This window comes from Bombella saccharophila (assembly GCF_026385475.1).
GTDB classification, from domain to species: domain Bacteria; phylum Pseudomonadota; class Alphaproteobacteria; order Acetobacterales; family Acetobacteraceae; genus Bombella; species Bombella saccharophila.
Map to the genome: position 1 here is coordinate 760,666 of NZ_JANIDW010000001.1, position 26,235 is coordinate 786,900.

The following is a 26,235-nucleotide window of genomic DNA, read 5'->3' on the forward strand; positions in this document are numbered from 1 at the left end:
CTCTTTAAGCGTTATCATGATGCCCAAGGGCATTATGGGCCTGTTGCCCAGAAAAATCGGTGATGAAACGGTCCTCATTCTGCTCCGCGAGAAGCTTTAGCCCCTCCAGCGTGAGGTCTGGTGCCACTTCATCAAATAATCTCGTCCCCTCGGAGAAAAGCGGGGCTAAACCGCCTGTCGCCACAATTTTGGGGTTTTCATCCATCTCCCCAGCAATGCGTTGAACAATCCCTTCAACCAGGCCAACATACCCCCAAAATAAGCCTGACCTCATTGCCACACTCGTATTACGGCCTATGGCCGTCATTGGTCGTCCTACACTCACACGCGGCAACCGTGCTGCTGCTTGGTGCAACGCATCCATCGAGAGATTCACCCCCGGTGCAATCGCCCCGCCGCAATAACGGCCCTGCGCATCGACAACATCGAATGTCGTCGCCGTACCAAAATCCACCACGACCAAGGGACCGCCACCATAAAGATGACGTGCCGCAAGGCCATTTAACAACCGGTCTGCCCCCAATTCTGCCGGGGTATCAACCAGCACATCCATTCCCCATTCCAGCTCATGATTCGCCACCAAAGGCTCCACATGCAGCCAGCAACGGCAAAAACGCCGCAGATCATACAACGCAGCCGGCACCACTGTGCCAATAATCGCCTGCGTTACACAATCCGCACCAATGCCTGCACGCTCCATCAACCCCAAAAGCCACGCGGCATATTCATCCGCTGTTCTACGGTCATCGGTCGAAATGCGCCACCGCCCAACCCATGATTCTCCGTCATAAATGGCAAAAACCACATTCGTATTGCCTGCATCAATGACGAGCAGCACGGCTCCCCCTACTCACAGATAACATCACCCGTCACAACCGAGGTCACAGTGCCATCATCTTGTGTGAGCAAAAGACGCCCCTGCACATCCAGTCCGGCAAATCGGCCTGATGTCCTCTTACCATGTCTTTCTAATATCAGTCGAGTACCTAGCGGATGCGCACGTTCGATCCAGCCATCCCATAAGGCAGTGTCACCGTCCTGCTGCCATTTCTCCCACCATTTATCAAAAGCCCGCAAAATAGACTCGGCGCATAATTGTGGTGCAGGCGGTGGCTTTAACGCAGAGAGGGCCACAACCTTACGTTCGGTAAGGGCAGGAGCTTTCTGCAAATTAACCCCTATGCCAATAACAACCCAACAGACCGTTGCAGAGACCACTCCAGTCTCGATGAGGATGCCAGCCATTTTATGAGAGTTAAGCAGAAGGTCATTCGGCCATTTTAGGTGAAGCTGCTGACACTCATCAGGGGATAAAGCCGCTGCTTCAACAAGCCCATCATAAAGAGCTAACCCGGCCAAATAAGGCAAAACTGAACGAAAAGACGCTGTCTCTGGCGCATGAAATAAAAAAGAGAAAGCGAGGTTACCCTCTCCACTCTCCCATGTACGGCCACGGCTACCACGTGCTGCGCTCTGGCGTTGTGCCAACACAGCGAGCCCCGTCTTCTCGCCGGCCTCAGCGCGCTCTCGACAAAAATCGGAGGTAGATGCCAGCGTTTCATAAATCTCGAAACGCCAGGTCATAACAACAAACTTAACATATGGGTGGTGGGCAATGACGGGATCGAACCGCCGACCCTCTCGGTGTAAACGAGACGCTCTACCGCTGAGCTAATTGCCCGCCACGGTTTATAGGCAAAAGCCTAATAGAAGGCAACGGGGAATCTTCTTTTTTTTCAAAAAATATGCTTCCCCGTTCTCCTAGTGCAAGATCACTTGCTAACAGCATCCTTCAGCCCTTTACCAGGCTTAAAACGCACAGAGGTGGAAGCTGGGATATCAATTTCCTCACCTGTACGAGGGTTACGGCCCTTAGCTGCCTTACGCTGTGCTGTAACAAAGCTACCAAACCCAACAAGGCGAACTTCCTGCCCCTTGGAGAGGGTTTTCTCAATTGTCTGGAACACAGCGTCCACAACATCCCCAGCCTTTGCTTTGGGGAGGTCAGCAGCTTCAGCAACAGCAGCGATAAGTTCCTGCTTGTTCAATGGTTTCTCCATGGTAACCCTTTCTAATTGTTAGGTGAACCAACCCAGGAGGAGTCAGAATCACACGATGCTTTTTCCATCTGCACTATGAAGAGGATTTTTCCCGCGTCAACCTTCGGAAGGCAAGAATACCCCCACTTAATGACGAAATGAACGAGAAATTCCTTTCTGAGTCTCTTTTTTGCCTTCCGCACTCACTATATGAGCCCCCGGTAAGGCCTTGGGAGCCTCCGTCAAAGCGACATTTAGAACATCATCCATGTGATGAACAGGGATGATCTCTAAACCTTGCTTCACATTCTCTGGAATTTCAACAAGATCCTTCACATTCATTTCAGGAATTAACACAGTTTTAATCCCCGCACGCAAAGCCGCCAAAAGCTTCTCTTTTAATCCGCCAATCTCCAACACACGCCCCCGCAAAGTCACCTCTCCCGTCATCGCAATATCGTGACGAATGGGGATGCGCGTTAACGCACTAACAAGCGATGTCGTCAAAGCAGCACCGGCGGAAGGACCATCCTTTGGCACCGCTCCCTCGGGTAAATGCACATGGATATCCGTTGTCTCCAGCAATTTGGGATCGATTCCCAACTCTTCCATACGTGATTTCACGTAAGAAAAAGCAGCAGAAACACTTTCCTTCATTACCTCACCTAGCTTACCAGTCTGGCGAATATTGCCTTTACCGGGCATTGTTAGGCTCTCGATAGTTAAAATCTCACCACCAACTTGCGTCCAGGCTAGACCTGTCACAATACCCACCTGATCCACCTTATCGGTCTCACTGTGGCGATAACGAGGTACACCAGCATATGTCTCCAACGTCTCTGGCGTAACCTCTATACGCTTAACCTTACTGCTAAGGATCTCACGCACTGCCTTACGCGCTAGACGCGCAATCATACGCTCCAAATTCCGCACCCCCGCTTCACGCGTGTAAGAGCGAATCAAAGCCAATATAGCGTCATCTGTCACATGCCATTCGCCAGGGCGTAAATTATGCTCTTTGGCTTGTTTAGCCAGCAAATGCCGCTTCGCAATCTCCAACTTTTCCGCCTCCGTATAGCCAGAAAGACGGATAATCTCCATTCTATCCAGCAATGGTTGCGGCATATCTAAGGAGTTCGCCGTGGTAATGAACATAATATCCGAAAGGTCGTAATCTACTTCCAGATAATGGTCCCCAAAGGTACTATTTTGCTCGGGGTCTAGCACCTCCAACAATGCAGAAGATGGGTCCCCTCGCCAATCGGAGCCAAGCTTATCTACTTCATCAAGTAAGAAGAGCGGATTATTCACGCCAACCTTTTTGATACCCTGAATAATCTTCCCTGGCATAGCCCCGATATAAGTCCGGCGATGACCACGAATCTCGGATTCATCACGCATCCCGCCGAGAGACATGCGCACATATTTCCGGCCCGTTGCCCGCGCAATAGACCGCGCTAGAGAGGTTTTCCCTACCCCAGGAGGACCAACTAAGCACAAGATCGGCCCTTTTAATTTCTTTGCGCGACTTTGAACCGCTAGATATTCCAAAATCCGCTCTTTGATCTTCTCCAGCCCGTAATGATCAGCCTCCAAAATATCTTCCGCCTTTTGGAGTGATCTCGTCAGCTTTGTCTGTTTCTTCCACGGCAAGCCTACAAGCCAATCCAAATAACTACGCACCACCGTGCCCTCGGCGGACATCGGGCTCATATTGCGCAATTTCTTCAACTCAGCACGGGCTTTTTCTTTTGCCTCTTGGCTTAAGCCCTCTTTTTCAATCTTTTCTTCAATCTCGCCAAGCTCATCACGACCATCCTCGCCCTCACCTAGCTCCTTCTGAATCGCCTTCATCTGCTCATTCAGATAATATTCGCGCTGTGTTTTCTCCATCTGTTTCTTAACGCGGCTGCGGATGCGTTTCTCCACTTGGAGCACATCTATCTCTGCCTCCATACCAGCGAAAACACGCTCTAGCCGTTCCTCAACAGATAAAATCTCCAGCAATTCTTGCCGTTCTGGAATACGTAAATTCAGATGGCTTGCAATAGTATCTGCCAAACGAGAGGGATCCTCTAATTGACTGACCGATGCCAGTACTTCCGGCGCGACCTTTTTGTTCAAGCGGGAATAATCTTCAAAACGCGATAAGGCCGAGCGTGCAAGAGCCTCCCGCTCCCCCTTCCGCGCACCCAGCTTGTCAGGCAAGTCCTCGGCAGCACTCTGAAAATAACCGTCTTTCTCTTTTAACCCGACCAAACGAACACGACGCAGACCCTCAACGAGAATCTTCACCGTCCCATCTGGAAGTTTCAATAGCTGAAGAACATTCGCCACCGTGCCAACGCGAAACACATCATTTGCCGTTGGCTCGTCTTTTCCAACATCCTTCTGAGATACAAGGATAATCTCCCGCACCTCCTCTGGCATTTGATTCAGAGCATGAATCGACTTCTCCCGCCCAACAAAAAGCGGAACAATCATATGGGGGAACACCACAATATTCCGTAACGGCAGCACTGGCAGAACAGGCTTTTTAACTGGTGTTGACCGTTGAGCTTTTGTTTTTGCTCCAGCGGAGCTTGCCTGTTTGGTCGCCTTCCCTACAGGGCCATCGCGCCGGGCACGCCGTGTAGGCGCCTTACGACTAGATGCAGATGCAGCACCCTTATCAGTCGTTTTTCGGCGGCTAGTTTTTGTCTTTGTCTCATCACTCATGATTTCAAGATCTCCATACCGGACGATCAAACCCCTGCCGCCCAATCAAGGCACGGCAGGGGCTTTCACTCTATACCATCAATGTGGGGTATCTAAGCATAAGGAACAAGACCCACACACACACGAAGTACAAATGCACAGGCCATTAAGCCTTCGCACCACAGCTAGTCCGCTAGTTTCTCCGACTCAGCTTTTTCTGCATAGAGATAAACTGGCTCGGCCTTACCTTCTGCAACATCACGATTCACCACAACCTTTTGGACCGTCTTGCGGCCAGGAAGGTCAAACATTGTCCCCATCAGGATTTTCTCCATGATGGAGCGCAAGCCACGCGCACCTGTTTGACGTTCAATCGCGCGGGCAGCGATCCCTTTAATCGCATCATCTTCAAACTCTAGCTCCACCCCTTCCATTTGGAAGAGACGTTGATATTGCTTCACCAAAGCATTCTTTGGCTCGGTTAATATCTGCACTAAAGCGGCCTCATCGAGGTCATTTAGCGTAGCAATAACAGGCAAGCGGCCAATAAACTCCGGGATAAGGCCATATTTCATCAAATCTTCAGGTTCAATATCCTTAAGAATATCACCGAGCTTACGATCATCTTCAGAGCGTACATCAGCCCCAAAGCCAATCCCGCTCCCCTTGCCACGTGCGCTGATGACTTTATCCAGCCCAGCAAAAGCTCCACCGCAAATAAAGAGCATATTCGTAGTATCGACCTGCAAAAACTCTTGCTGAGGATGCTTACGTCCCCCTTGTGGAGGAACGGAGGCTACAGTCCCTTCCATCAATTTCAATAAGGCCTGTTGTACACCCTCACCGGAGACATCCCGCGTGATGGACGGATTCTCAGCTTTGCGGGAGATCTTGTCGATCTCATCAATATAGACAATCCCGCGTTGCGCACGCTCAACATTATAGTCACAAGCCTGAAGCAATTTGAGGATAATATTCTCGACATCCTCCCCCACATAACCCGCCTCTGTCAGCGTGGTGGCATCAGCCATTGTGAAGGGAACATCCAAAATCCGCGCTAATGTCTGAGCAAGCAAGGTCTTACCGGTCCCTGTTGGGCCGATCAGCATAATATTCGCCTTGCCGATCTCTACATCATTGCCAACCTTCTCGGCATGTTCGAGACGTTTATAATGATTATGCACCGCAACGGAGAGGACTTTTTTAGCATCCTCTTGCCCTATGACATAATCATTTAAGATCGCACAAATCTCACGAGGTGTTGGTACACTCCCCCCATTTGTAACGGGACTTGCCCCACGCTCCTCACGGATAATATCCGTGCATAACTCGACACATTCATTACAAATAAAAACGGTCGGCCCGGCAATGAGCTTCTTCACCTCATGTTGAGACTTCCCACAGAATGAACAATAAAGCGTGTTTTTAGAATCGCTCTCTTTTTCGCTCATTACAGCTCCTCAAACCCGTACTAGCGGGTATGTTCAGGCACCGGCCTTCTTCTCTACTGGGTGGCGCAGCACGACTTCATCCACCAATCCGAAATCCTTCGCTTCCGTTGCGGAAAGATAACGGTCACGCTCCAACGCTTCCTCAATTTCCTCCAAAGCACGGCCTGTATGCTCACGATAAATCTCATTCAGCCGACGACGAATTTGCAAAATCTCCCGTGCCTGAATTTCAATATCAGAAGCTTGGCCCTGCGCTCCACCAGATGGTTGATGCACCATCACACGCGCATTAGGCAAACAAAAACGCCGCCCTGCCTCACCAGCAGCTAACAGCAAAGAGCCCATAGAGGCTGCTTGCCCAATACACACCGTACTCACAGGCGAGCGGATATATTGCATTGTGTCATACATGGCCAAACCAGCCGACACCACACCGCCAGGGCTATTGATGTAAAATGAGATCTCTTTAGTAGGATTAACACTCTCAAGATAAAGAAGCTGAGCGCAGATCAACGAAGAGACCTGATCATACACAGGCCCTGTAAGAAAAATGATGCGTTCCTGCAAAAGGCGGGAGTAAATATCAAATGAGCGTTCCCCGCGCGAGGTTTGCTCCACCACCATTGGCACGAGTGTATTATTAAACACATCCAAAGGGTTACGATCTTCAATGCCCATAGGTATTTTCCTTTACAACCTCCCTCTAGCCTAGCACAGCCCATTACGATTTGTCTTTGTGGAGATAAAAACAGCAGCAAGGCTATACAAGAGGGGCACGCCTACAAGAGCAAAAAAAAGGGGCAGCGGCGGGCTGCCCCTTCTTCATCCAACGTAGCGATTAATCCGCATCCGGCATATCAGCAAGCTCCTCGGCTGTGACTTCTTTGTCCGTCACATCAGCAAGCTCAATGAGGTAATCAACCACCTTATTCTCAAGGATTGGACCACGGAGGCTCTCGATGGCTTGAGGATTCTTTGTAAAGAACTCAAACACCATTTGCTCTTGGCCCGGATAACGGCGCGCCTCTTGCTGCATAGCAGAGAGCAACTCCTCCTGAGAGACCTGAATCTCCTGCTTACGGCCGATTTCTGCCAAGAGCAGCCCAAGCTTTACGCGGCGTTCGGCAATTTTGCGATAGTCAGCGCGCAAAGTGTCTTCATCCTTCGCGGCATCTTGCTCATCAAGAGTGCCGTTCTTACGCTCTTCCTCAATACGACTCCAAATTTGCGCGAACTCGGCATCTACCATGCTCTCAGGCGCATCAAAATTGGTCTTTTCGGCAAGAGCGTCCAACAGCTCGCGCTTAATCCGCATACGGGAAAGCTGTTTATACTCACCCTCGGCCTGCTCGGTGATGAGCTTACGCATTTGCTCAACACTCTCTAGGCCCAGCCCTTTAGCGAACTCATCATCAATAGTCGGATCAACCGGCTTCTTTAGCGCGTTTGCTTTAATATCAAACGTCACTTCCTTACCGGCAAGCTCAGCGGCCTGATAATTCTCTGGGAAGGTCACAGTAATGACCCGCTCATCACCGGGCTTCATGCCTTCCATCTGCTCAGCAAAACCGGGGATGAAACCCTCACCACCAATCTCGACATTCACATCATCAGCGGTGCCACCCTCAAAAGGTGTGCCTTCTTTTTTGCCAACGAAATTGACATTCAGCACATCACCCTTCACAGCAGGGCGGTTTTCTTCAATCGCCTCAAATGTGCGGTTACGTTGTGCGACCTCACGCAGAGCTTTCTCTACGACCTCATCAGCAACTTTCGCGCTATACCGGGTCAGCTTTGTGCCAGATACATCGGGGATGGTAATCTCAGGCAGGACTTCCATCTCGATTTTAAACTCAAGGTCCTTACCGTCTGTCCCGGTAGAAACAACATCCACTTGCGGCTGCATAGCAGGGCGAATCGCCTCATCCTCTAGCAGCTTACGCACACTCTCCTGCACCAGCTTCTCAGCCACCTCAGCCTGAACAGACTCACCAAAACGCTGCTTTACAACGCTTGCTGGCACTTTGCCGGGGCGGAAGCCTGGGAGTTTAACATCGCGACTCACTTCAGCCAGACGAGCCTCACACCGGCCCTGCAGGTCAGCGGCAGGAACAACTACTGTGAAAGACCGTTTCAGGCCCTCGTTGAGAATGGGCTTAACCTGCATGAATCCGACATTCCTTCTCTATAATCAGGGGGATCTCCAGCATCGTATCTTCAGCCGGAGAGTGCCTTGGTGCGGGCGGAGGGACTTGAACCCCCACAGCTTGCGCCACCAGAACCTAAATCTGGCGTGTCTACCAATTTCACCACGCCCGCATAAACCAGACGGCTATCTCCAGTACCAGCCCCGTAAGGAACCGATGCCTTCATTGTCCTGCGGATTTAACGCATGAACCCTTCCACGGCAAGAGGCCATTCCTGCAAATCTCTCTTTTATGCTATAAATGGCCCCATAATGCGTTAATTTCGTGATCTCTACGCGCCATGAGACGCCCTATAACGGGCTGCGCCGAGATGACCAAAAATATCCTCTGGCACAATCCATCCTCCCTTTGCCGCCGCAGCGCGCCGTGCTGCCTCTCCATGCATCCACACACCTGCCGCAGCGGCCTCCCAAGCGGGCATCCCCGCTGCGAGACATGTCGCAATAATACCGCTAAGCAAGTCCCCTGCCCCTGCTACAGCTAAAGCGGGGGTGGCGTGGCTATTAATCGCGACCCGACCGTCGGGGGCTGCAATAATGCTATCAGCCCCCTTCAGCACGACTACAAGATTCAACTGCTTTGCCGCGTATCGAGCTGCCTGTAAGCGATCCCCCTGAATAGGCCCGAAAAGCCGTGCAAACTCCCCCATATGCGGGGTCATAACAGTCGCCCCCTTTAAACGCTCGGGATTCCCCGCAGCCCAAGAAAAAGCACCTGCATCAACAACAATCTGCCGCCCTTCCTTTTGAAGTAACGGAAGGGTGCGTCCCACCTCATCAGGCTGCAAACCAGGGCCACAAACCCACACATGCCGCCGTTTATCCTCCAAAGCAGCGGCTAAAGATTGGGTATCAACAATCGCGGCGGGAGAGGCGAGTCGGTAAATCATGGCTGCCGTCTCTGGCACTGTCAGACGCACCATGCCCGCCCCAACATGCCGTGCTGCCTCAGAGGCAAAAAAGGCTGCACCGGGCATCTCGGCCCCGCCACACACACTTACCACACCACGGCTATATTTATGATCAAGCGGCTCTTGCTGCGGTAACGCCCATAAAGCAGGGCCATTCTCCCACATTATACTGCGCGTATCAGCTAAAATCGCTTCAGGAATGGCCAAATCAGCACACAGCACCTCCCCACAAACCGAACGTCCCGGCAAAAGCAAATGCCCCGGCCTCTTGCGAATAAGCACAATGGTCATAGCACATGGTGCTACCTGCCCCATCAAGCTGCCCGTTGCGCCATCAAGACCAGAGGGAACATCAATGGCAATAATGCGCGGTGCCGCTGCAAAAAAGGCTTCTACAAGAGGCGGTAATGGCCGATTCACCCCGGCCCCAAAGACGGCATCCACCACCAACTCCGCCCTTGCCGCTTCCTCCGAGGTAAAATCGACCACATCACCATGCCAGCGCGCCGCCATTTTCTGGGCCAAGCTGCCCTCAACAGGGGGCTGCGTCATCGCAACACGCACCGGCCACCCCCATGAGAGCAAATGCCGTGCCAGCACATAGCCATCCCCACCATTATTCCCCGGCCCGCACGCCACCACAACACGACAGGGCTTTACGTGCTGGCGGATTAGCCGTGCGGCCATCATGCCTGCACGCTCCATAATCACAGGGAGAATCGCCTCCATGGCTTGGTCCATCCGACGGGTTTCATCTGGCAATAAAAGAGCTAATGATGAAAAACTTTGGTGAGAAAGACAGGACATAACGCGATCTTCTCTCTATAAGATAGCCGATCACTTCATTACACAACAATGGATGACCTATGACCAGCTCTCTGCTTTGGGGCTTTGTATTAGCCCTACATCTTCTTTGTATCACCTATTGGCTCGGTGGGGCTATTTTCTGCCTACAAACACGCCGCACCACGCGTTTACTGGACGCCCAACAAGCCAGCACAGTTTTGCTCCAAACCTATAGCCGTTTTCTGCGGGCCTTATGGCATGTTGTTCCTCTTGCTATCCTTAGTGGCATTCTACTCATCATCCATGTAGGTGGGCATTTGCCGTGGCCGTATCACCTAATGGCCCTATGTGGCCTGCTGATGATCATCATCTTCCTGAGCATGAATTTTGGCCCCCTGCGGACGGCACGTCGTGCGCTTCGGCCTCAGCCTCAGCTCTTTACAGCGTTGCATCGTCGGGCTGCTCTTATGGTTATTTGTGGCATTATTGCCATCATTTCTGGCGCAATAGGTGGCGTTGTTTAAAAACATTTTACTTTGACTATAAACAGCCAAGCCATTCCCTTGCCAAGAATGGCTTTTACAGATAACAAACGGGAAACGCATATCGGGGATGGTGGTTTACCCTCTCCTCGGGTGCTCGTGAGGCTGTCCGACGGGGTGCCGGACGGCCATAGCTGTAACGATAATAGTCCGAGAGTCATTTGAGTAGCAAAACCTCCTCTGGTCCGTCCAAAACCCGCAGCAGCACAAGCCGCACGCGGAAAACGTCCTCCCCGCGTACCAAAGCAGCCAAAGCCACGGCTGAAAACAAGATAAACCCGCCAGACGACGAGCCTGAGTTACAGCCTGACTCTGCCCCTACTGCCCCCAAGAAAACACCCACGCGCCGCCGCACGACGACAAGCCGCAAAAAGGCCGTCACTCCTGCTGAGACAGAGAGTGGAGCCGATGCTTCTATTGAGACTGAAGCTGCAGCAGAGACGCCAAAACGCAAAACACCCACCCGCCGCCGTACAACCAAAGCTGCCGCAGCGGAAGAGACCGTTCTTGCTGACGAGCCTGAAAAAAAGCCCGCTAAACGGACACGCCGTAAGGCGGTGAGTGCAGATGAGGCCCCTACCACCACGGACGACGGCGAGGCCAAAGCCAAACCGGCTACGCGTAAAAGAACGACCCGCGCCAAAGCAAAACCCGTAGCCTCTGAGCCTGAAGTGACGGATGCGGACGAGGCTCCAGCCCCCAAAACGCAGCGTACACGCCGTAAAAAAGCGGTTGAATCAAAAGCCACTGCACCAGCCGATGAGGCTATAGCAGATGGCGATTCTACCACACCAAAGACAAAGCCCCGTACTACTACGCGGAAGCGGGCAAGTACGCGCAACACTAAGAGTGCAGACACCAATAAACCTGCTGAACAGACCGAGACACAGCCCGTCACAGCGTCTTCATCGCAGCATAAAGACACTCCTCATCATGAGGATGCGGAGCAGGAAGGCCGTCCGCGCTTCCAAGACCTTGCCTTATCAGCCCCTATTCTTAAAGCTGTTGAGGCCATGGGGTATACTCACCCAACGCCTATCCAAGCTCTTGCCACGCCGGCAATTCTAGCAGGGCGTGATGTGCTGGGGGTTGCCCAAACAGGGACGGGTAAAACAGCCTCTTTCACGCTGCCTCTTTTAGAGAAGCTCTCCAAATCCCGCGCACGAGCGCGTATGCCGCGTTCGCTCATTCTGGAGCCCACGCGGGAACTAGCATTGCAAGTAGCAGAGAACTTCAAGCTTTATGGGGCACATCTCCGCCTAACCCACGCTCTGTTAATCGGCGGGGGGAAGCTGAATGAACAACGCGATATTCTTAATCGTGGGGTAGATGTACTCATCGCCACACCGGGGCGTTTACTGGATATGTTCGACCGCGGCGGGCTGCTGCTTACACAAACGGACACGCTCGTTATTGATGAAGCAGACCGTATGCTAGATATGGGCTTCATCCCTGATATTGAGCGCATTGTCAGCCTCCTCCCACGCCAGCGTCAGACGCTCTTTTTCTCTGCGACAATGGCCCCGGAGATTCGCCGCTTAGCGGATAATTTCCTCAATAACCCGAAGGAAATCACCATTGCGCGGCAATCCTCTGTTGCCAGCACGATTACTGAAGGGCTGCTCATTGTCGAGAAACGGGATAAAAACCGCGCTATCTCCGCCTTACTGCGCCATGATGATGTTCAAAATGCCATTATCTTCTGCAACCGGAAGCGCGATGTTGATTCCCTAGAACATTACCTCACTAAACAGAAGTTCTCTGTAGGGCATCTCCATGGTGACCTCGCCCAAGATGTGCGTTTTGATACGTTAGAGCGTTTTCGCTCCGGTGAGTTATCCATTCTTGTTTGCTCTGACGTTGCAGCACGCGGGATTGATATTGGCGGGCTCTCCCATGTTGTGAATTACGACCTCCCCTTTAATGCGGAGGATTATGTTCACCGTATTGGTCGGACAGGCCGCGCAGGGAAGGAAGGAATCGCCTATAGCCTCGCCACGCCTGATGAGCAAAAGCTGCTCGAAGCTGTTGAGGCCCTCACCGGTAAGAAAATTGAAGCTATAGAGGTTGAGGATTTCCCCTCCCTGCAATGGCGCGGCGAGGATGAGGCGAAACCATCTCATAAAAAAGATGGGGCGAAAAATACCCGCCAAGGGCGCAACAAACGCGCCCCAGAGGCAAAAACGGACGAGCAACCCACACCGCCGAAGAAGCAAGCTTCACGCGCTCTTCTTCCTGAGGCGCGTAAGCATGACCATAAACGCTCTGGTCGGGCGGAGCTGCTCCCCCCTGTGCCAGAGACAAATGGCATGCAGGATGGTTTTGGTGAGAACGTCCCTGCCTTTATGAAGGTCAGCTATCTGCCAGAGCCGCATGAACCTTCTGATTCATGAGGGGGGATTCCCAGCAATGCCATCTCACGGTCGAGCAGCTAGGCCGCTCAGGCGATGGGATGGTGCGTTACGAAGGACGCAGCTATTACATCCCCGGCACATTGCCCGGTGAGCAGCTTCATCTACGTTTTCATCACGAATCAGTAGAGCTTTTGGGGTGGGATCATTATGCCCCGGAGCGTGTTGTCCCCCCTTGTAGCCTTGCAGGCCGTTGTGGGGGGTGTACCGTCCAACATATGGAGCCTACCGCCCTCCTACATTGGAAGGCCCAGCACATAGAGCACGCTTTAACCAAAAGTGGCTTTACCGACCTCCCCACCCCCATAATGTATCAAACCCCACCTCATAGCCGCCAAAGGCTGGATGTGGCCCTGCAACGCGTGCCCGGTGGGGTTATTCTCGGCTTACATGAACGCGGTGGGGACCCCGTTGATATGACGGAATGTCCGCTCATCCGGCCAGAACTATTCGCTCTATTGCCCCCATTGCGTACATGCCTTGCCTCATTAGGGGCTTTGACAGGCCGGGGAGCTTTAGCGATTAATCTGCTCGAAAGCGGACCAGACCTCACCTTAGAAACCCCCGCCCCTTTGAGCGGCTCAGACCGTGAAAAACTCGCAGCTTTTGCGCGTGCGCACCATATATCACGCATCACATGGCGGCCTGCCCCCGGCAAAATGATGGAAACTGCTGCCCAGAATGGCCCCGTTTTTCATCATTTTGGGGGTGTAAAAGTCACCCCGCCCCCCGCTAGTTTCCTCCAAGCCAGTAGCGAGGGTGAGGCCGCTATTTGCGAAGCCGTATTAGCAGGGCTGCCTCCCCTCAACCGTAAAGACCGCATTATTGAGCTTTATGCAGGCTGTGGGACATTAACCTTCCCCCTCGCACAGCATGGTTTTGTGAAAGCCTATGAAGGCGATAAAGCGGCTATATCCGCGTTACGCGCAGCCACGCATGGGAGTCGCGCTGAGGGAACAGAGCGCGACTTAAACCGCCAACCTCTCCTCCCAACCGAGCTTAATCAGGCACGCGTTGTTGTGTTGGACCCACCCTATGCAGGGACGGGCAAGCAACTCGCCTCGCTTATACGCTCGACTGTGCAGGACATCATCTATGTAAGTTGCAGCCCTGCAGCGTTGGAGAAAGAACTTCCAGCCCTCCACAAAGCTGGGTTCGCCTTGCTCTCATGGCATGTGATTGACCAGTTCCTATGGTCAAGCGACGTAGAGGCCGTCTTAACACTCTCGCGCGACCCCAAACGCATCCGCAAGGCGAGAAAAGCACGGCAAAGCTAATCTCTATACCGCTTAAACGTGGAAACTTTCCCCGCAGCCGCACCGGCCTTTCTCATTAGGATTGGTAAAGGTGAATCCTGATTCAAGCTCCTTCACCTCATAATCCATCACAGTACCGATGAGGAACAAAGTGGCCTTGCGGTCCACCAGCAACGTCAAGCCATGGTCCTCAACGCGCTCATCCCCTGCTGTGGCCTCAGAGACAAAATCCATCTCATAAGACATGCCAGAGCAACCGCGCTTACCAACACTAATCCGCAAAAGCTTACCCTGCTCTGCCCCTTCATAAAGGGCTTTTAAACGGGTAGCAGCTTTATCTGTTAAGCTCATCAAGGGTGGTAAAGAACGCTTCTTGGGCATTTCTGTCATGATATTCCCCTTGTTTAAAACATATTCAAGGCCAAACGGGCCTGATCGCTCATCCGGCTCATATCCCATGGCGGGTCCCACACGACCTTAACGGTCACTTCCTTCACCGTGGGGACGGAAAGAACAGCGTAACGGACCATCTGGGGTAATTCTTGCGCGCTAGGGCAGTTAGGCGCGGTAAGGGACATCTCAATATCCACACGGCCATCATCATGCAAATCAATCGTGTAAATCAGCCCTAGCTCATACACATTCACTGGAATTTCCGGGTCAAAGACCGTCTCAATCGCAGCAATGACTTCATCTTGCTGTGGGGGCGCATCCACTGGTGGGGGGACAAGCTCCTCCTCCCCCGCATAAGCCTCCTCTTGCGTAGGCAGGGGCATCCCTCCTGTAGGCGTAGTCGCCTCACCTACCAGAGGGGCTGTGGAATCATTCATCATCTGGTCATCTGCGCCTGTCATAACACCCTCACGCAAGTAAGCTACGCGTACGCTCAATCCCGTGTGCCAGAGCGTCTATATCATCACATGTTGTATAGATAGCAAAGCTAGCACGTGCTGTCGCTTGCACGCCAAGCTCATGCATCAATGGTTCGGCACAATGTTGCCCCGCACGGATGGCAATGCCCTGTTGGTCCAGCAGTACAGCCAAATCATGCGGATGAGCCCCCTCCACTTGGAAAGAGAACACCCCCCCACGCTCTACAGGGCGGCCCATAATGCGAACACCCTCTAGCCCTTCAAGCCGCTCTTGCGCATAAGCCACCAACTCACGCTCATGCGCTTCTATCCGCTCAGCCCCTATGCTCTCAACAAAGCGAATAGCCGCCCCAAGGCCGAGCACCTCCAAAATAGCGGGCGTCCCAGCCTCAAACTTATGCGGCGCATCCGCCCATGTTGCTACTTTAAAAGAGACAGAGCGAATCATATCCCCGCCCCCTAGGAAAGGCGGCATCTCCTCCAGCAAAGGCAGCTTACCCCACAAAATGCCAACACCAGTCGGGCCATATAATTTATGCCCCGTAAAGACAAAAAAATCCGCACCAAGAGCCTGCACATCTACCTTGCGATGCACGATAGATTGGGAGCCATCCAAAATGATTTTTGCCCCATAATGATGGGCCAGCTCCACAAGCCGCTTGGCCGGTGTAATGGTCCCCAACACGTTGGACATATGCGTGACTGAGACAAGAGCCACACGGCCATCACGCAGCAAATCCTCATAAGCGGTAAGGTCAATATCCCCCGCAGCATCAAGCGGTACAACGCGCAGCTCAATACCCAACCGCTCTCGCAACATAAGCCACGGGACGATGTTCGCATGATGCTCCAAGGCGGAAATCAGCACCGCTTGGCCAGGTTTTAGCTGATTGCCTAAGGAATGAGCCAAAAGGTTAAGGCCCTCTGTGCTATTCTTTGTAAAGACAATCTCACGCCGGTCCGCTGCATTAAGGAAGCGCGCCACATCATCACGCACGGCCTCATAAGCCTGCGTGGTCCGCTCGCTCATATCATAAAGGCCGCGATGAATATTCGCATAACAATGCCGCGCCGCATGCCCCATAGCCTCGATGACACATTCCGGCTTTTGAGCCGAGGCCGCACTATCTAAAAAGACAAGCGGGCGGCCATGTGCCGTCTCTGAAAGAATGGGGAATTGGGCGCGTACATCATCCAACATGGCCGGGTAATGCCTTTAGCAAATAATGACGGAGGCTCTCATGCTCTACGAGCTCTACCGTCTCTAGCAAGAAAGCCTGTACGAGCATATCACGCGCCTGCGCCTCTGGCACACCGCGCGAGCGTAGGTAAAAAAGCTGCTCCTCATCCAACGCCCCCACAGTCGCCCCGTGGCTGCATTTGACATCATCAGCATAAATCTCAAGCTCTGGCTTGCTGTTCATCTGCCCTTTTTCAGAGAGAAGCAGGGCCTGATTCATCTGATACCCGTCCGTCTTTTGGGCAATTGGGTCCACCAAAATCTTACCCTGAAAGACCCCTTGCCCTTGCTCGGAGAGGACTGTCCGCACCGTTTGGCGGGATGTGCAATCCGGTGCGGCATGATGAATCATAGAGGAAAGATCATTCAGCCGCTCTCCATCCACAAGCTGAATCGCATTCACATTCGTATTGCTAAACGGCCCATTGAGCTGGCTAACAACCTCTTGCCGCGCTAAGGCTCCACCCTGATTGAGGGTAAAGCTATCATAATTGCCTCGCTCCTCAATCTTGGCCCCAGCAATCGCAAGGCGTGCTGCAAGGGGGCTCTCTTTTTGATGCGTGATATGGCTGAAATGAGCCTCCTCCGCACAATGAACATCCATTTGCGGGTTTGTCAGATACCGCCCAGTCCCCAGCTGAATATCCAGCAAAGTCAACTTTGCCCCTTTTGCTAAGGTAACACTATGGTGCAAATGGGTGGAGACATCCTCGCCCTCGGTGAGGCTGACCATAATCACCAAACCCGCATCCCGCCCAGCGGGGACCTTCAACCGCGCACCCGGCTGACGCAAAGCAGCATTCAATCCCGCTGAAAAACGCCCTGTTAGCAAGCGCGGTACAGCGGCCCCATCACCATATTCTTGCACTTCCATACAAGCAGGTAGATGGGACAATGCAGGGCAGAATTGCCCATTGGCAAAAACCAAAATCCCATCATGCTGAGGGAGGTCTAGCTCTGCCACGCTCTGCTTAATGTGCGCCTCCCCCAACGCAGGAGCAGCCTGCCATGCCACCCCATTAAGCGATTGCAGCGGCGTATAATGCCATGCTTCCACTCGTCTTGTCGGCAGCCCCTCCGTACCGAGCAGGGCTGCACGCTCCCCAGCACGACCCGTTAGAGCCTGCCAAGCTGCTGCCTTATTCTCACTCACGCTGCGGCCTCAAGAAACTGTTTATAGCCTTGTTTTTCCAGCAATTTGGCCACCTCTGGCCCACCGCTATGGATGATACGCCCATGGGCCATCACATGCACACAGTCTGGCACAATGTAATCCAAAAGACGCTGATGATGAGTAATCACCAAAGAAGAGAAATCCGGCCCACGCAGGGAGTTAACCCCCTCTGCCACAATACGCAGCGCATCAATATCCAAACCGCTATCTGTCTCATCCAAAATGGCTAAGGAAGGCTTCAATAAGCGCATTTGCAGCACTTCATTACGCTTCTTCTCACCACCGGAGAAGCCGACATTCACGGCCCGTTTGAGCATCTCATCCGACATGGAGAGACGCTTTGTCTCTGCCCGTACGAGTTTGAGGAAGCTTACAGCATCCAACTCCTCCTCCCCGCGGGCCTTGCGCACGGCATTAACGGCGGTCCGCAAGAAGTTAGCGTTATTTACCCCCGGCAATTCCACCGGAGCTTGAAAGGCCAAAAACATACCAAGAGCAGCGCGTTCTTCTGGCTCTAAAGCTAATAAATCTTGCCCCTTAAACTGCGCTGAGCCTGCCGTAACTTCGTAATCCTCACGCCCTGCCAGAACATAAGAGAGTGTGGATTTACCAGAGCCATTCGGCCCCATAATGGCATGAACCTCCCCTTTGGGAATCTCCAAGCTTAGGCCCTTTAGAATCTCCTTTGGGGTGCCATCAGCATCAATCTGGGCTTTCAGCCCCTCAATTTTTAGAAACTCACTCATACCTTACCCCACGCTTCCTTCTAGGCTGATTTGAAGCAATTTCTGCGCTTCCACAGCGAATTCCATTGGCAGCTCTTTAAGCACTTCCCGGCAAAAACCATTGACGATAAGCCCCACAGCTTCCTCCTCGGAAAAACCACGGGAGCGACAATAAAAGAGCTGGTCCTCAGAGATTTTGGAGGTTGTGGCCTCATGCTCGACACGCGCACTCATAGAGCGGCTCTCGATGTAAGGCACTGTATGCGCCCCGCATTGGTCGCCAATAAGCAAGCTATCGCATTGCGTAAAGTTCCGCCCATTGCGTGCCTTTGGCTGCATCCGCACCAAACCACGATACGTGCTATCGGACTTCCCTGCCGAAATTGTCTTTGCCACAATGGTAGAGCGTGTATCGGGGGCGAGATGGATCATCTTCGTACCCGTATCAGCTTGTTGATGACCATTTGTTACGGCAACGGAGTAAAACTCCCCCACTGAGCCTTTACCGGCCAGAATGCAGGAAGGGTACTTCCATGTAATAGCAGAGCCTGTTTCTACCTGCGTCCACGAGATGCGGGCGCGATCGCCTTTGCAAATCCCCCGCTTGGTTACGAAGTTATAGATACCGCCTTTGCCATCCTCATCACCGGGATACCAGTTTTGCACTGTGGAATATTTAATGGAGGCATCCTCCATCGCCACAAGCTCTACAACAGCAGCATGAAGCTGATTTTCATCACGCTGCGGGGCTGTACAGCCCTCCAGATAGGACACTGTGGCACGGTCCTCAGCGATGATTAAGGTCCGCTCAAACTGCCCAGTATTACGAGCATTAATGCGGAAGTAAGTGGATAGCTCCATCGGGCAACGTACCCCTTTAGGCACATAGACGAAAGAACCATCGGTAAAAACAGCTGAGTTTAACGCCGAGAAGAAATTATCCCCCACTGGCACAACCGTGCCGAGATACTTCTTCACCAAGTCTGGATGCTCAATAATCGCCTCAGAAATTGGGCAGAAAATCACTCCCGCTTCGGCCAATGTTTTACGGAAGGTCGTCGCAACAGAGACGCTATCAAACACCGCATCAACGGCAACGGGCGTTTTTTGTCCGGCCCCTTCAACACCAGCGAGCATCTCTTGCTCATGCAGGGGGATGCCGAGCTTCTCGTAAGTTTTCAGCAGTTCGGGGTCCACCTCATCAAGGCTTTTAGGCCCCGGCTTCTTTTTAGGCTGAGCAAAATAATGGGCATCTTGATAATCAATGGGAGGGTGCTTCACCTTCGCCCAATTTGGCTCGCTCATCTCCTGCCAAGACCGAAACGCCTTTAACCGCCATTCCAACATCCATTGCGGTTCTTTCTTCCGTGCAGAGATGAGCCGGACGATGTCCTCATTCAGTCCCTTAGGGGCGAGGTCCATCTCCACATCTGTCTCAAAGCCCCATTCATAATTGGACTTCGCCAGTTTCTCGACAGCTTCACGAGTTTCCGACACAGCCGGCATGGCATCCTCCCTGTCCTTCAGATACACGCATTGTCGCTTCTGCCGATGTGGCAGAGGGCGGATTACACTTCCACTCTGGGTTGGCCATATCGGCAAGGCTAATGCTCTCCAACGCCTGCCGCACCGCCTGATTTACCGTATCCCACTGCCCAGAGAGGCCACAGGTCTCCTCATGCGCACATTCCCGCCCATCACAACAAGCTGTAACGCGAATAGGACCGTCCACAACTGTAATCACACGCGCTATAGAAATATCCTTTAGCTCATCAACCAAACGATATCCCCCACGCGCACCACGGAAGGAAGCAACCAACCCACCAGCAGCAAGCCCTTTTAAAAGCTTCGCTACGGTTGGCTCTGGCACGCCCGTTTCTTGTGCTAGGGCAGCAGCTGTGGCCAAAGTCCCACGCCCCCCTAACCTTACAAGGACGACAGTCGCATAGTCAGCCAATTTGGATAATCTCAGCACGGTGAAAACCCACAACCTCTGTTACGATTCTTTATTTAAGACCTGCACGGTCCGTATTCAAGGAGGTGGCCTATATTTTCCCGAGGGTCAAGCTTTATCTTGGGTTTTTTAGGCTATGGTACCAGCCAAACCAACAAAGCTTCTAACAAAGCTCCTACCACAAAACCCACCACGGTGCCATTCACACGAATATAAGCGAGGTCACGCCCTATGCCTGCTTCCAACCGGGCAGAAAGGCTCTTCGCGTCCCATTCTGTAATCACGCGCTCTATCATGTTTGATGTATAATCTTGCATAGCGGGCAAAGCCTTTACAACCATTTGTTGTACGGCATGATTCATACGGGTGGATAATGCCGTCCGCTGTAACAAGGCCTCAACAAATTGCCGGTACATTGTGCGTAAAGCCTGCATGCTCAACCCATCATCGCGCGCGCTATCATCCTCGACCATTATACGTAAACGCTGCCATAGGCTCCCACTCCATTCCTTCACACTCTCATGCGAGAAAAAGGCTGTGATGCTCTCCATCAAGTCATGCGCGCCTTGTGGATCGTCCTCTAATTCTTGAATCTTTGTGCGCACCCATCGGGTAAAGCCATGCCTTAAGTCGGAATCCATAGGGTCCACACGTCCTAACTCGGCCCGTAATGCCGCAAGCACTTGTGTTGCAATAGACGTTCCCACAGCCCAACCAATTAATCGCCCACCTTGCTCCTTTACCCGTTTTTCTACAAAACTCCGTAAATCCTCCTCTCGCGTTGTGACAAACTCCTTTAACTGGGCAAGAAAAAAGGAGAACACCTCCTGATGTATCTCCTCATCCACTAACGCTTTAAAACCACGCAACACTAAGGCTGTGACATCTTCACGCTTTAAAAGCGTAGGAAATAACGTCACTAAAAACGAACTACCGCGCCCATCACCAATACGCTCTAAAATCGCTGGGGTCAGGTTGCGTAAATATCTTAGGATTTGATTCTCGATCTCTGGCTTTTGCAAAAAGCGCGCTAACAAAACAGGGAGATCAACTTGCTCTAATAGGCGAATCACCTCCACTTTTGTGAGAAAATGCTCCACCATAAACCGCCCCAAAGCACTCCCAAGCTGTGCTTTGCGTTGCGGAAGGATAGCCGTATGCGGGATAGGCAGCCCTAGAGGATGGCGAAATAAGGCCGTCACGGCAAACCAATCAGCAACCCCACCAACCACACCAGCTTGGCTACCAGCTTGGAGCATGTCCAACCATAATGGTGTGCCATATAGATGTTGCCATAGGCTCAACCGGCTAATAATTGCCACGCCGGAGGCTCCTGCCAGCAACAATGTCGCACTCAGAGAGACCCGATTTTTCCGCTGTGGAACGGACATGATAACGGTCACCCCCTCCTAAAGCCTTGATAAAACCCACGCTTATTAAAACGGAGGGGCTTATCCTCGCTCCTTAAAGTAAGTACGCAACAGTTTTTATCAATGCTTGGCTCTCTAGCACGATTCCGCCTATACAGGAACAATCACGTTAGAAGGGGAAGTAAGCCTTCCCTACCTAATAACCACAAATGAACACAAGCGAGACTGTTCCTCATGCCAGATTGCGCCTCCCCAACTGACGCATCGCCTGCCGAACTGATTAAATCCTACGCGGCTACGCTTACACATAAGCCGCATGACCTCTCCAGCCTCATTATTACATTAGCGGAAAAAATAAGTGCTCCAGGAGAGAATGAGACAATCAAACAGGCGATCCGTCTATTACGGGACCGCAACTTCACAACACGCGCTGCCGCCCTGCGCCGTTATATCGGCTTAGAGCAAAACGGGGCGGAGGCATCCCCTACCGAACGGTTACGCCATGTAGCAGAGCAGCTTGTAGCCCATGCGAAAACGCCGGATGACCTCGCTATAACGGGTTTTTCTGCCGTTTTTACAGCCCATCCCACCTTTGCTTTAGCCAATGATGTGTACGACCTTCTCGCCCAATGTGCGGAGGACCCGGCCCATCCTCTCCCCATCCTGCCGACCCATCGCCGTGCTGCCCCTCCCACATTGGATGAGGAACAAGCCCTCGCCCTTGCCGCCATCACGCGCGGACGCGATGCATTGGATGTCCTCGCCAAAAACATCTTCCAAGCAGCACGTCAGCGTTGGCCAGAGGTCAAGAACCTAAATCCCGCCCCTATCAAACTCGCAAGCTGGGTAGGATTTGATACTGATGGACGTAATGATATTGGCTGGTGGGATACAATCCGCATCCGCCTCGGCCTTAAAATCGCCCAGCTAGAACGCCTCTTAGAGGGGCTGAAAAAGATTGGACTGCACGATTCCCCTCTTGGGGAGCGCGTTCTTGCGGCCCTTATGGCCACTGTGCAGCAACGCGATGCCTGCCCACGCTCCATCCCGGGGAAAAGCTTAACGCCAGAAGAGATTGTTCAATTCTCACACAAGCTCATCTCATTGCGCGAGACGGCCTTGCTTCATGCGGAAGATTTGCTCCCGCTCTTCCAAGCAGAGCGTGCCAAGCTGGATGATGCAACGGCTCAAGAGCTTGATGTCATCCGGGCTGGCTTTCTCAATCACGGTCTTGGTATCTCCCATATCCATACCCGCCTCAATGCTGCGCAGATTTATAATGTCGCACGCACGCGTTTAGGGTTGACGGACGATCCAACACTCCCCTTCCATCGCCGGGCTTTACTCTCCCATATTGATGCTGCGATGGATAACCTCAAACCCCTCGCGATTGATTTCGGGGCCTTGTTGGTTGAACCAAGTGCCGCCTCGCGTTTGATGATGACGATGGCGCAGATCCTCAAACATATTGATTCCGGATCGCCCATTCGCTTCCTCATTGCAGAAACGGAGAGCGGCTATACGCTGCTTGCGACCTTGTGGTTAGCGCGCCTCTTTGGGATTCGGGATGAGCAAATCGAAATATCTCCCCTCTTTGAGACTGAAACAGCTCTCGAAAATGGGGCAGAGATTCTTGAGGAAGCCTTCCGCTCTCCCCATTGGCGGGCTTATCTCCGTGCTAATGGGCGGCTCTCGCTGCAATTTGGTTATTCCGATTCCGGCCGGTATGTCGGCCAGCTCGCAGCAGGGCCAATGGTCGAGCGGCTACGGCTACGCACCTTAGAGCTTATGAAAGAACACGGGCTGGATGACATCGCCCTCACTATGTTCGACACACATGGTGAGAGCATTGGCCGTGGGGCGCATCCTTTCAGCCTTAAAGAGCGGTTGGATTATTTCTCCCCCGCTAATACCCGCCAAGCGTTAAAAAAGGCCGGTATCACCAGCCGGGTGGAAACGGCCTTCCAAGGGGGGGATGGGTATCTTCCCTTTGGCACGGCTAAGCTTGCTGCCTCTACCATCGCCACATTAGCGGAGTTTGTCGCTGCTCAACATGAGCCAATCGACCCTATTGCTTTAAAAGACCCCCTCTTTAGCAGGCCTGATTTTGCGATGGATTTCTTCTCCACCATCGCTTTAAAGATGGGGGATTTGGTGGATGACCCCGGCTATACAGCCCTCCTAAGTGCTTTTGGCCCCGCTTTGGTGGATAAAACAGGCTCCCGCCCTTCTGCCCGTCAATCCGATACAGCGCGGGTGACGCGTATTACGCACCCAAGCCAAATTCGCGCTATCCCTAATAACGCCATCCTCCAACAACTTGGCTGGTGGGCCAATGTGCTACATGGCCTTGGGGGCGCAGCACGGCGTCATAGCGAGCAATTTGAGCAATTGCGGCATAAATCTCCCCGTTTTCGCCAGCTTATGGATTTCGCAATCCAAGCTCTTAAACATTCGGACCTGGATGTCCTGCGTGCGACCATCCATCAGCTTGACCCCGGCACATGGCTCAACCGCGCAACAGAATGCGATAATGCCGATGACCGTATGCACTTCCTCAGCATCGCGCGCGACTTGGAGGAGCTAGAATTCTGGAAGAGTGTGCCCGCCCTTTTCCGCCGGATTCAACGGGAGGATATTGCTCTACGTTCCGCCTGGCCAGAAACACCCCGCATGGAGGTTGAAGAAAAACTCCTCCATGTCATCCGTTTCGCTTTGATGGAACGGATTTGGACATTAGGCACCCAGATCCCCTATTTCGGCCCGCGTGGCGGCCTCACGCGTGAGGCCATCACCACCTTGATTCTCTGCCTCGATGTCCCACGGGCCTTGCGCCTCTTGGATGATCTTTTCCCCATCTCTGCCCCCAGCATTGCCGACCTCGACTTCGGTGAACCCGGCGGGGCGGGAGAAGCCCAAGGCTTTGCACGCGAACATCGGGAGATCTTCCAACCGCTGCAAGAGGCGTTTGACCTCCTTCGTGAGGTTGGCATCGCCATCATGCATGCAAACCATTGCTTTGGCTAACACGCTTATAATGGTCCCTTCCCTCTGAAAGGGACCATCAAGCAGAAAAGCAGCGCGCGCGAGCGGTTAGTCCTCCTCCCGCCACACACCGTTTCTGGCACGTTTTAACAAGATACCAGGTTGGAAATCAGCCCGCCAAATCTTGGGGATACCAACCCGTTGGGAGAGATAAATCCCCGTATGGCCGGAGCATAAATACGCAATAAAACAACCCGTTGCGTAATAAACGATGTTCGTACCTCCAAAAAGCTCGACCCCCATAATGGTACAAGCTAATGGGGCATTTACTGCGCCCCCAAAGACAGCCACCATGCCTACACCGGCGAGCAAATCCCCCGGCACACCTAAAAATGGTGCGAGGGCATTGCCTAACCCAGCCCCTATGAAGAAGAGCGGCGTAACCTCCCCTCCTTTATAGCCTGTTGCCAAAGCAATGACGGTAAAGAGCAGCTTTAATAACCAACTCCACGCATAATGTGTTGAGCCGAAGAAATTGACAATGGACGCCCCGCCAAGCTCCGGTGCTGTAACGCCCAAGCCCAAATAATCCCGCGTCCCTAAAAGCCAGACCAGTGCAATCGTTGCGACACCGCCAATAGCTGGCTGCAACCATGTGTGAGGGCAAAGTTTTTTAATAAGCGGGGCAAGCCTATACACCCCCTCGGAGAACGCCTTACTCGCAAACCCAAAGGCTACCGCTGCAAGGGCCACCTTAACCCATAACAACGCATCCACATGGAAAGCAGGCTGACCTTGTGCGGCAAACCCTTTAAAATTAACGATATAACTCGCGTGATGAATCCCCCATTGATGGCATGTCCAATCCGCTATGATGGACGTTACCGCAACGGGCAAAAGTGCTGAATAATCCAATGCCCCAAGCGTGACGACCTCCAGCCCAAACACCGCCCCAGTAATCGGTGTGCCATAGACTGCCCCTAGGCCGGAGGCCATACCGGCCATGAGGAGGATACGCGTTTCTCTTTCATCAAGGTGGAAAAGCCGCGCAAAATTACTGGCAAGGCTTCCGCCCATCTGCACCGCTGTACCTTCCCGTCCAACAGATGCCCCGAATAAATGGCTCACCACCGTCCCGATGAACACAAGGGGAGCCATACGCAACGGCACGCCTTCACCGGGCTTGTTAATCTCATCAAGAATGAGGTTATTGCCCCCGCCGGCACGGCCACCCCACCAATAATAGGATAACGCTACAGCAACACCCGCCAAAGGCAGCCCATATAGAATGTTCGGATGGGTAAAGCGATAATGCGTTACCCATTCCAACATCCACAGGAACAGGGCGCAGAAGCTCCCTACAAGCAGGGCAAGCGGCGCTAAAAGGCAGAACCAACGGCCCAAGCGCAGCATAAAGGCTATAATTTCTTTAAAAGATACCATATCAGACTCCTACACCATGCCCCTTATCCTTAATTCATAAGGGGGTCCATTGGTAGGAATCATCAGCCTTTCCCTCGCGGGTGGCGGTTCGGCCTATCGGCCCGGTGGTAATCCATCACCGTGTAACGAGGATAACATCATCCTTGGGGATAAGGTCAAGGCCAAAAAGAAAA

At 52.7% G+C, this 26,235-nt stretch carries 21 protein-coding genes, 2 tRNA genes and 1 riboswitch; of the genes, 4 read left to right on the plus strand and 19 right to left on the minus strand.

All coding sequences use genetic code 11. The features are described from left to right. Window positions 1–4 precede the first annotated feature (4 nt). The 10 genes from NQF64_RS03395 to NQF64_RS03440 all read right to left on the minus strand — a co-directional run bounded on the left by NQF64_RS03395 (window position 5) and on the right by NQF64_RS03440 (window position 10,111). Window positions 5–838, minus strand: coding sequence for a type III pantothenate kinase (locus NQF64_RS03395; protein WP_266106457.1), 834 nt, complete (start codon window positions 836–838; stop codon window positions 5–7). Window positions 839–846: 8 nt separating this feature from the next. Next, window positions 847–1,584, minus strand: coding sequence for a biotin--[acetyl-CoA-carboxylase] ligase (locus NQF64_RS03400; protein WP_266106458.1), 738 nt, complete (start codon window positions 1,582–1,584; stop codon window positions 847–849). A 22-nt stretch (window positions 1,585–1,606) separates the two neighbouring features. Then, a tRNA-Val gene (locus NQF64_RS03405) sits at window positions 1,607–1,681 on the minus strand. A 91-nt stretch (window positions 1,682–1,772) separates the two neighbouring features. After that, window positions 1,773–2,060 carry an HU family DNA-binding protein gene (locus tag NQF64_RS03410; protein WP_099027139.1) on the minus strand — a complete coding sequence of 96 codons (288 nt, stop codon included), beginning with the start codon at window positions 2,058–2,060 and terminating at the stop codon, window positions 1,773–1,775. A gap of 126 nt (window positions 2,061–2,186) precedes the next feature. Further along, window positions 2,187–4,757, minus strand: a complete 2,571-nt coding sequence (gene lon, locus NQF64_RS03415; protein ID WP_266106459.1) for an endopeptidase La — start codon at window positions 4,755–4,757, stop codon at window positions 2,187–2,189. A gap of 164 nt (window positions 4,758–4,921) precedes the next feature. Beyond that, complete coding sequence (gene clpX, locus NQF64_RS03420) at window positions 4,922–6,187, minus strand: ATP-dependent Clp protease ATP-binding subunit ClpX (protein ID WP_099027141.1); 1,266 nt, start codon at window positions 6,185–6,187, stop codon at window positions 4,922–4,924. A gap of 33 nt (window positions 6,188–6,220) precedes the next feature. Then, window positions 6,221–6,865 (minus strand): ATP-dependent Clp protease proteolytic subunit, encoded by a 645-nt coding sequence (locus NQF64_RS03425; protein WP_099027142.1) that lies wholly within the window; start codon window positions 6,863–6,865, stop codon window positions 6,221–6,223. Window positions 6,866–7,025: 160 nt separating this feature from the next. After that, on the minus strand, window positions 7,026–8,354 hold the full coding sequence (gene tig / locus NQF64_RS03430; protein ID WP_266106460.1) for a trigger factor: 1,329 nt from the start codon (window positions 8,352–8,354) through the stop codon (window positions 7,026–7,028). A gap of 67 nt (window positions 8,355–8,421) precedes the next feature. Further along, window positions 8,422–8,506, minus strand: a tRNA-Leu gene (locus NQF64_RS03435). A 159-nt stretch (window positions 8,507–8,665) separates the two neighbouring features. Next, window positions 8,666–10,111: an NAD(P)H-hydrate dehydratase gene (locus NQF64_RS03440; RefSeq protein ID WP_266106461.1), complete on the minus strand. Its 1,446-nt coding sequence runs from the start codon at window positions 10,109–10,111 to the stop codon at window positions 8,666–8,668. A 59-nt stretch (window positions 10,112–10,170) separates the two neighbouring features. On the opposite strand from NQF64_RS03440, the gene NQF64_RS03445 reads away from it, so the two are divergent. The 3 genes from NQF64_RS03445 to NQF64_RS03455 all read left to right on the plus strand — a co-directional run bounded on the left by NQF64_RS03445 (window position 10,171) and on the right by NQF64_RS03455 (window position 14,320). Beyond that, window positions 10,171–10,614: a hypothetical protein gene (locus NQF64_RS03445; protein ID WP_266106462.1), complete on the plus strand. Its 444-nt coding sequence runs from the start codon at window positions 10,171–10,173 to the stop codon at window positions 10,612–10,614. A 179-nt stretch (window positions 10,615–10,793) separates the two neighbouring features. Then, entirely contained in the window at window positions 10,794–13,025 is a 2,232-nt protein-coding gene (locus NQF64_RS03450; RefSeq protein ID WP_266106463.1) for a DEAD/DEAH box helicase, read from the plus strand. Beyond that, window positions 13,022–14,320, plus strand: coding sequence for a class I SAM-dependent RNA methyltransferase (locus NQF64_RS03455; protein ID WP_266106464.1), 1,299 nt, complete (start codon window positions 13,022–13,024; stop codon window positions 14,318–14,320). Before NQF64_RS03450 ends, NQF64_RS03455 begins: the two co-directional genes overlap by 4 nt. Window positions 14,321–14,332: 12 nt before the next feature. On the opposite strand, the gene NQF64_RS03460 is transcribed toward NQF64_RS03455, so the two are convergent. The 8 genes from NQF64_RS03460 to NQF64_RS03495 form a co-directional block, all read right to left on the minus strand. After that, window positions 14,333–14,689 carry a HesB/IscA family protein gene (locus tag NQF64_RS03460; RefSeq protein WP_099027147.1) on the minus strand — a complete coding sequence of 119 codons (357 nt, stop codon included), beginning with the start codon at window positions 14,687–14,689 and terminating at the stop codon, window positions 14,333–14,335. Between the two features lie 14 nt (window positions 14,690–14,703). Next, a complete protein-coding gene (locus NQF64_RS03465) occupies window positions 14,704–15,075 on the minus strand; it encodes an SUF system Fe-S cluster assembly protein (protein WP_370513593.1) in 372 nt (123 codons plus the stop codon). Between the two features lie 85 nt (window positions 15,076–15,160). Beyond that, window positions 15,161–16,372, minus strand: a complete 1,212-nt coding sequence (locus tag NQF64_RS03470; protein ID WP_266106465.1) for an aminotransferase class V-fold PLP-dependent enzyme — start codon at window positions 16,370–16,372, stop codon at window positions 15,161–15,163. After that, the gene (gene sufD, locus NQF64_RS03475) at window positions 16,362–17,564 is read right to left on the minus strand and encodes a Fe-S cluster assembly protein SufD (RefSeq protein WP_266106466.1); all 1,203 of its coding nucleotides are present in this window, start codon (window positions 17,562–17,564) and stop codon (window positions 16,362–16,364) included. Before sufD ends, NQF64_RS03470 begins: the two co-directional genes overlap by 11 nt. Continuing rightward, window positions 17,561–18,331: a Fe-S cluster assembly ATPase SufC gene (gene sufC / locus NQF64_RS03480; protein ID WP_266106467.1), complete on the minus strand. Its 771-nt coding sequence runs from the start codon at window positions 18,329–18,331 to the stop codon at window positions 17,561–17,563. Before sufC ends, sufD begins: the two co-directional genes overlap by 4 nt. Before the next feature lie 3 nt (window positions 18,332–18,334). Next, window positions 18,335–19,816, minus strand: a complete 1,482-nt coding sequence (sufB, locus tag NQF64_RS03485) for a Fe-S cluster assembly protein SufB (protein ID WP_099027152.1) — start codon at window positions 19,814–19,816, stop codon at window positions 18,335–18,337. Then, window positions 19,791–20,285: an SUF system Fe-S cluster assembly regulator gene (locus tag NQF64_RS03490; protein ID WP_099027264.1), complete on the minus strand. Its 495-nt coding sequence runs from the start codon at window positions 20,283–20,285 to the stop codon at window positions 19,791–19,793. Before NQF64_RS03490 ends, sufB begins: the two co-directional genes overlap by 26 nt. 113 nt (window positions 20,286–20,398) lie before the next feature. After that, window positions 20,399–21,655 (minus strand): DUF445 domain-containing protein, encoded by a 1,257-nt coding sequence (locus NQF64_RS03495; RefSeq protein WP_099027153.1) that lies wholly within the window; start codon window positions 21,653–21,655, stop codon window positions 20,399–20,401. A 213-nt stretch (window positions 21,656–21,868) separates the two neighbouring features. Between NQF64_RS03495 and NQF64_RS03500 the strand changes: the two genes are divergently transcribed. After that, complete coding sequence (locus NQF64_RS03500; RefSeq protein ID WP_266106468.1) at window positions 21,869–24,661, plus strand: phosphoenolpyruvate carboxylase; 2,793 nt, start codon at window positions 21,869–21,871, stop codon at window positions 24,659–24,661. Window positions 24,662–24,727: 66 nt separating this feature from the next. Here NQF64_RS03500 and NQF64_RS03505 read toward each other — a convergent pair whose 3' ends face one another. Beyond that, entirely contained in the window at window positions 24,728–26,062 is a 1,335-nt protein-coding gene (locus tag NQF64_RS03505; protein ID WP_266106469.1) for a voltage-gated chloride channel family protein, read from the minus strand. Between the two features lie 46 nt (window positions 26,063–26,108). Continuing rightward, window positions 26,109–26,191: riboswitch (Fluoride riboswitch) on the minus strand. Window positions 26,192–26,235: the final 44 nt, after the last annotated feature.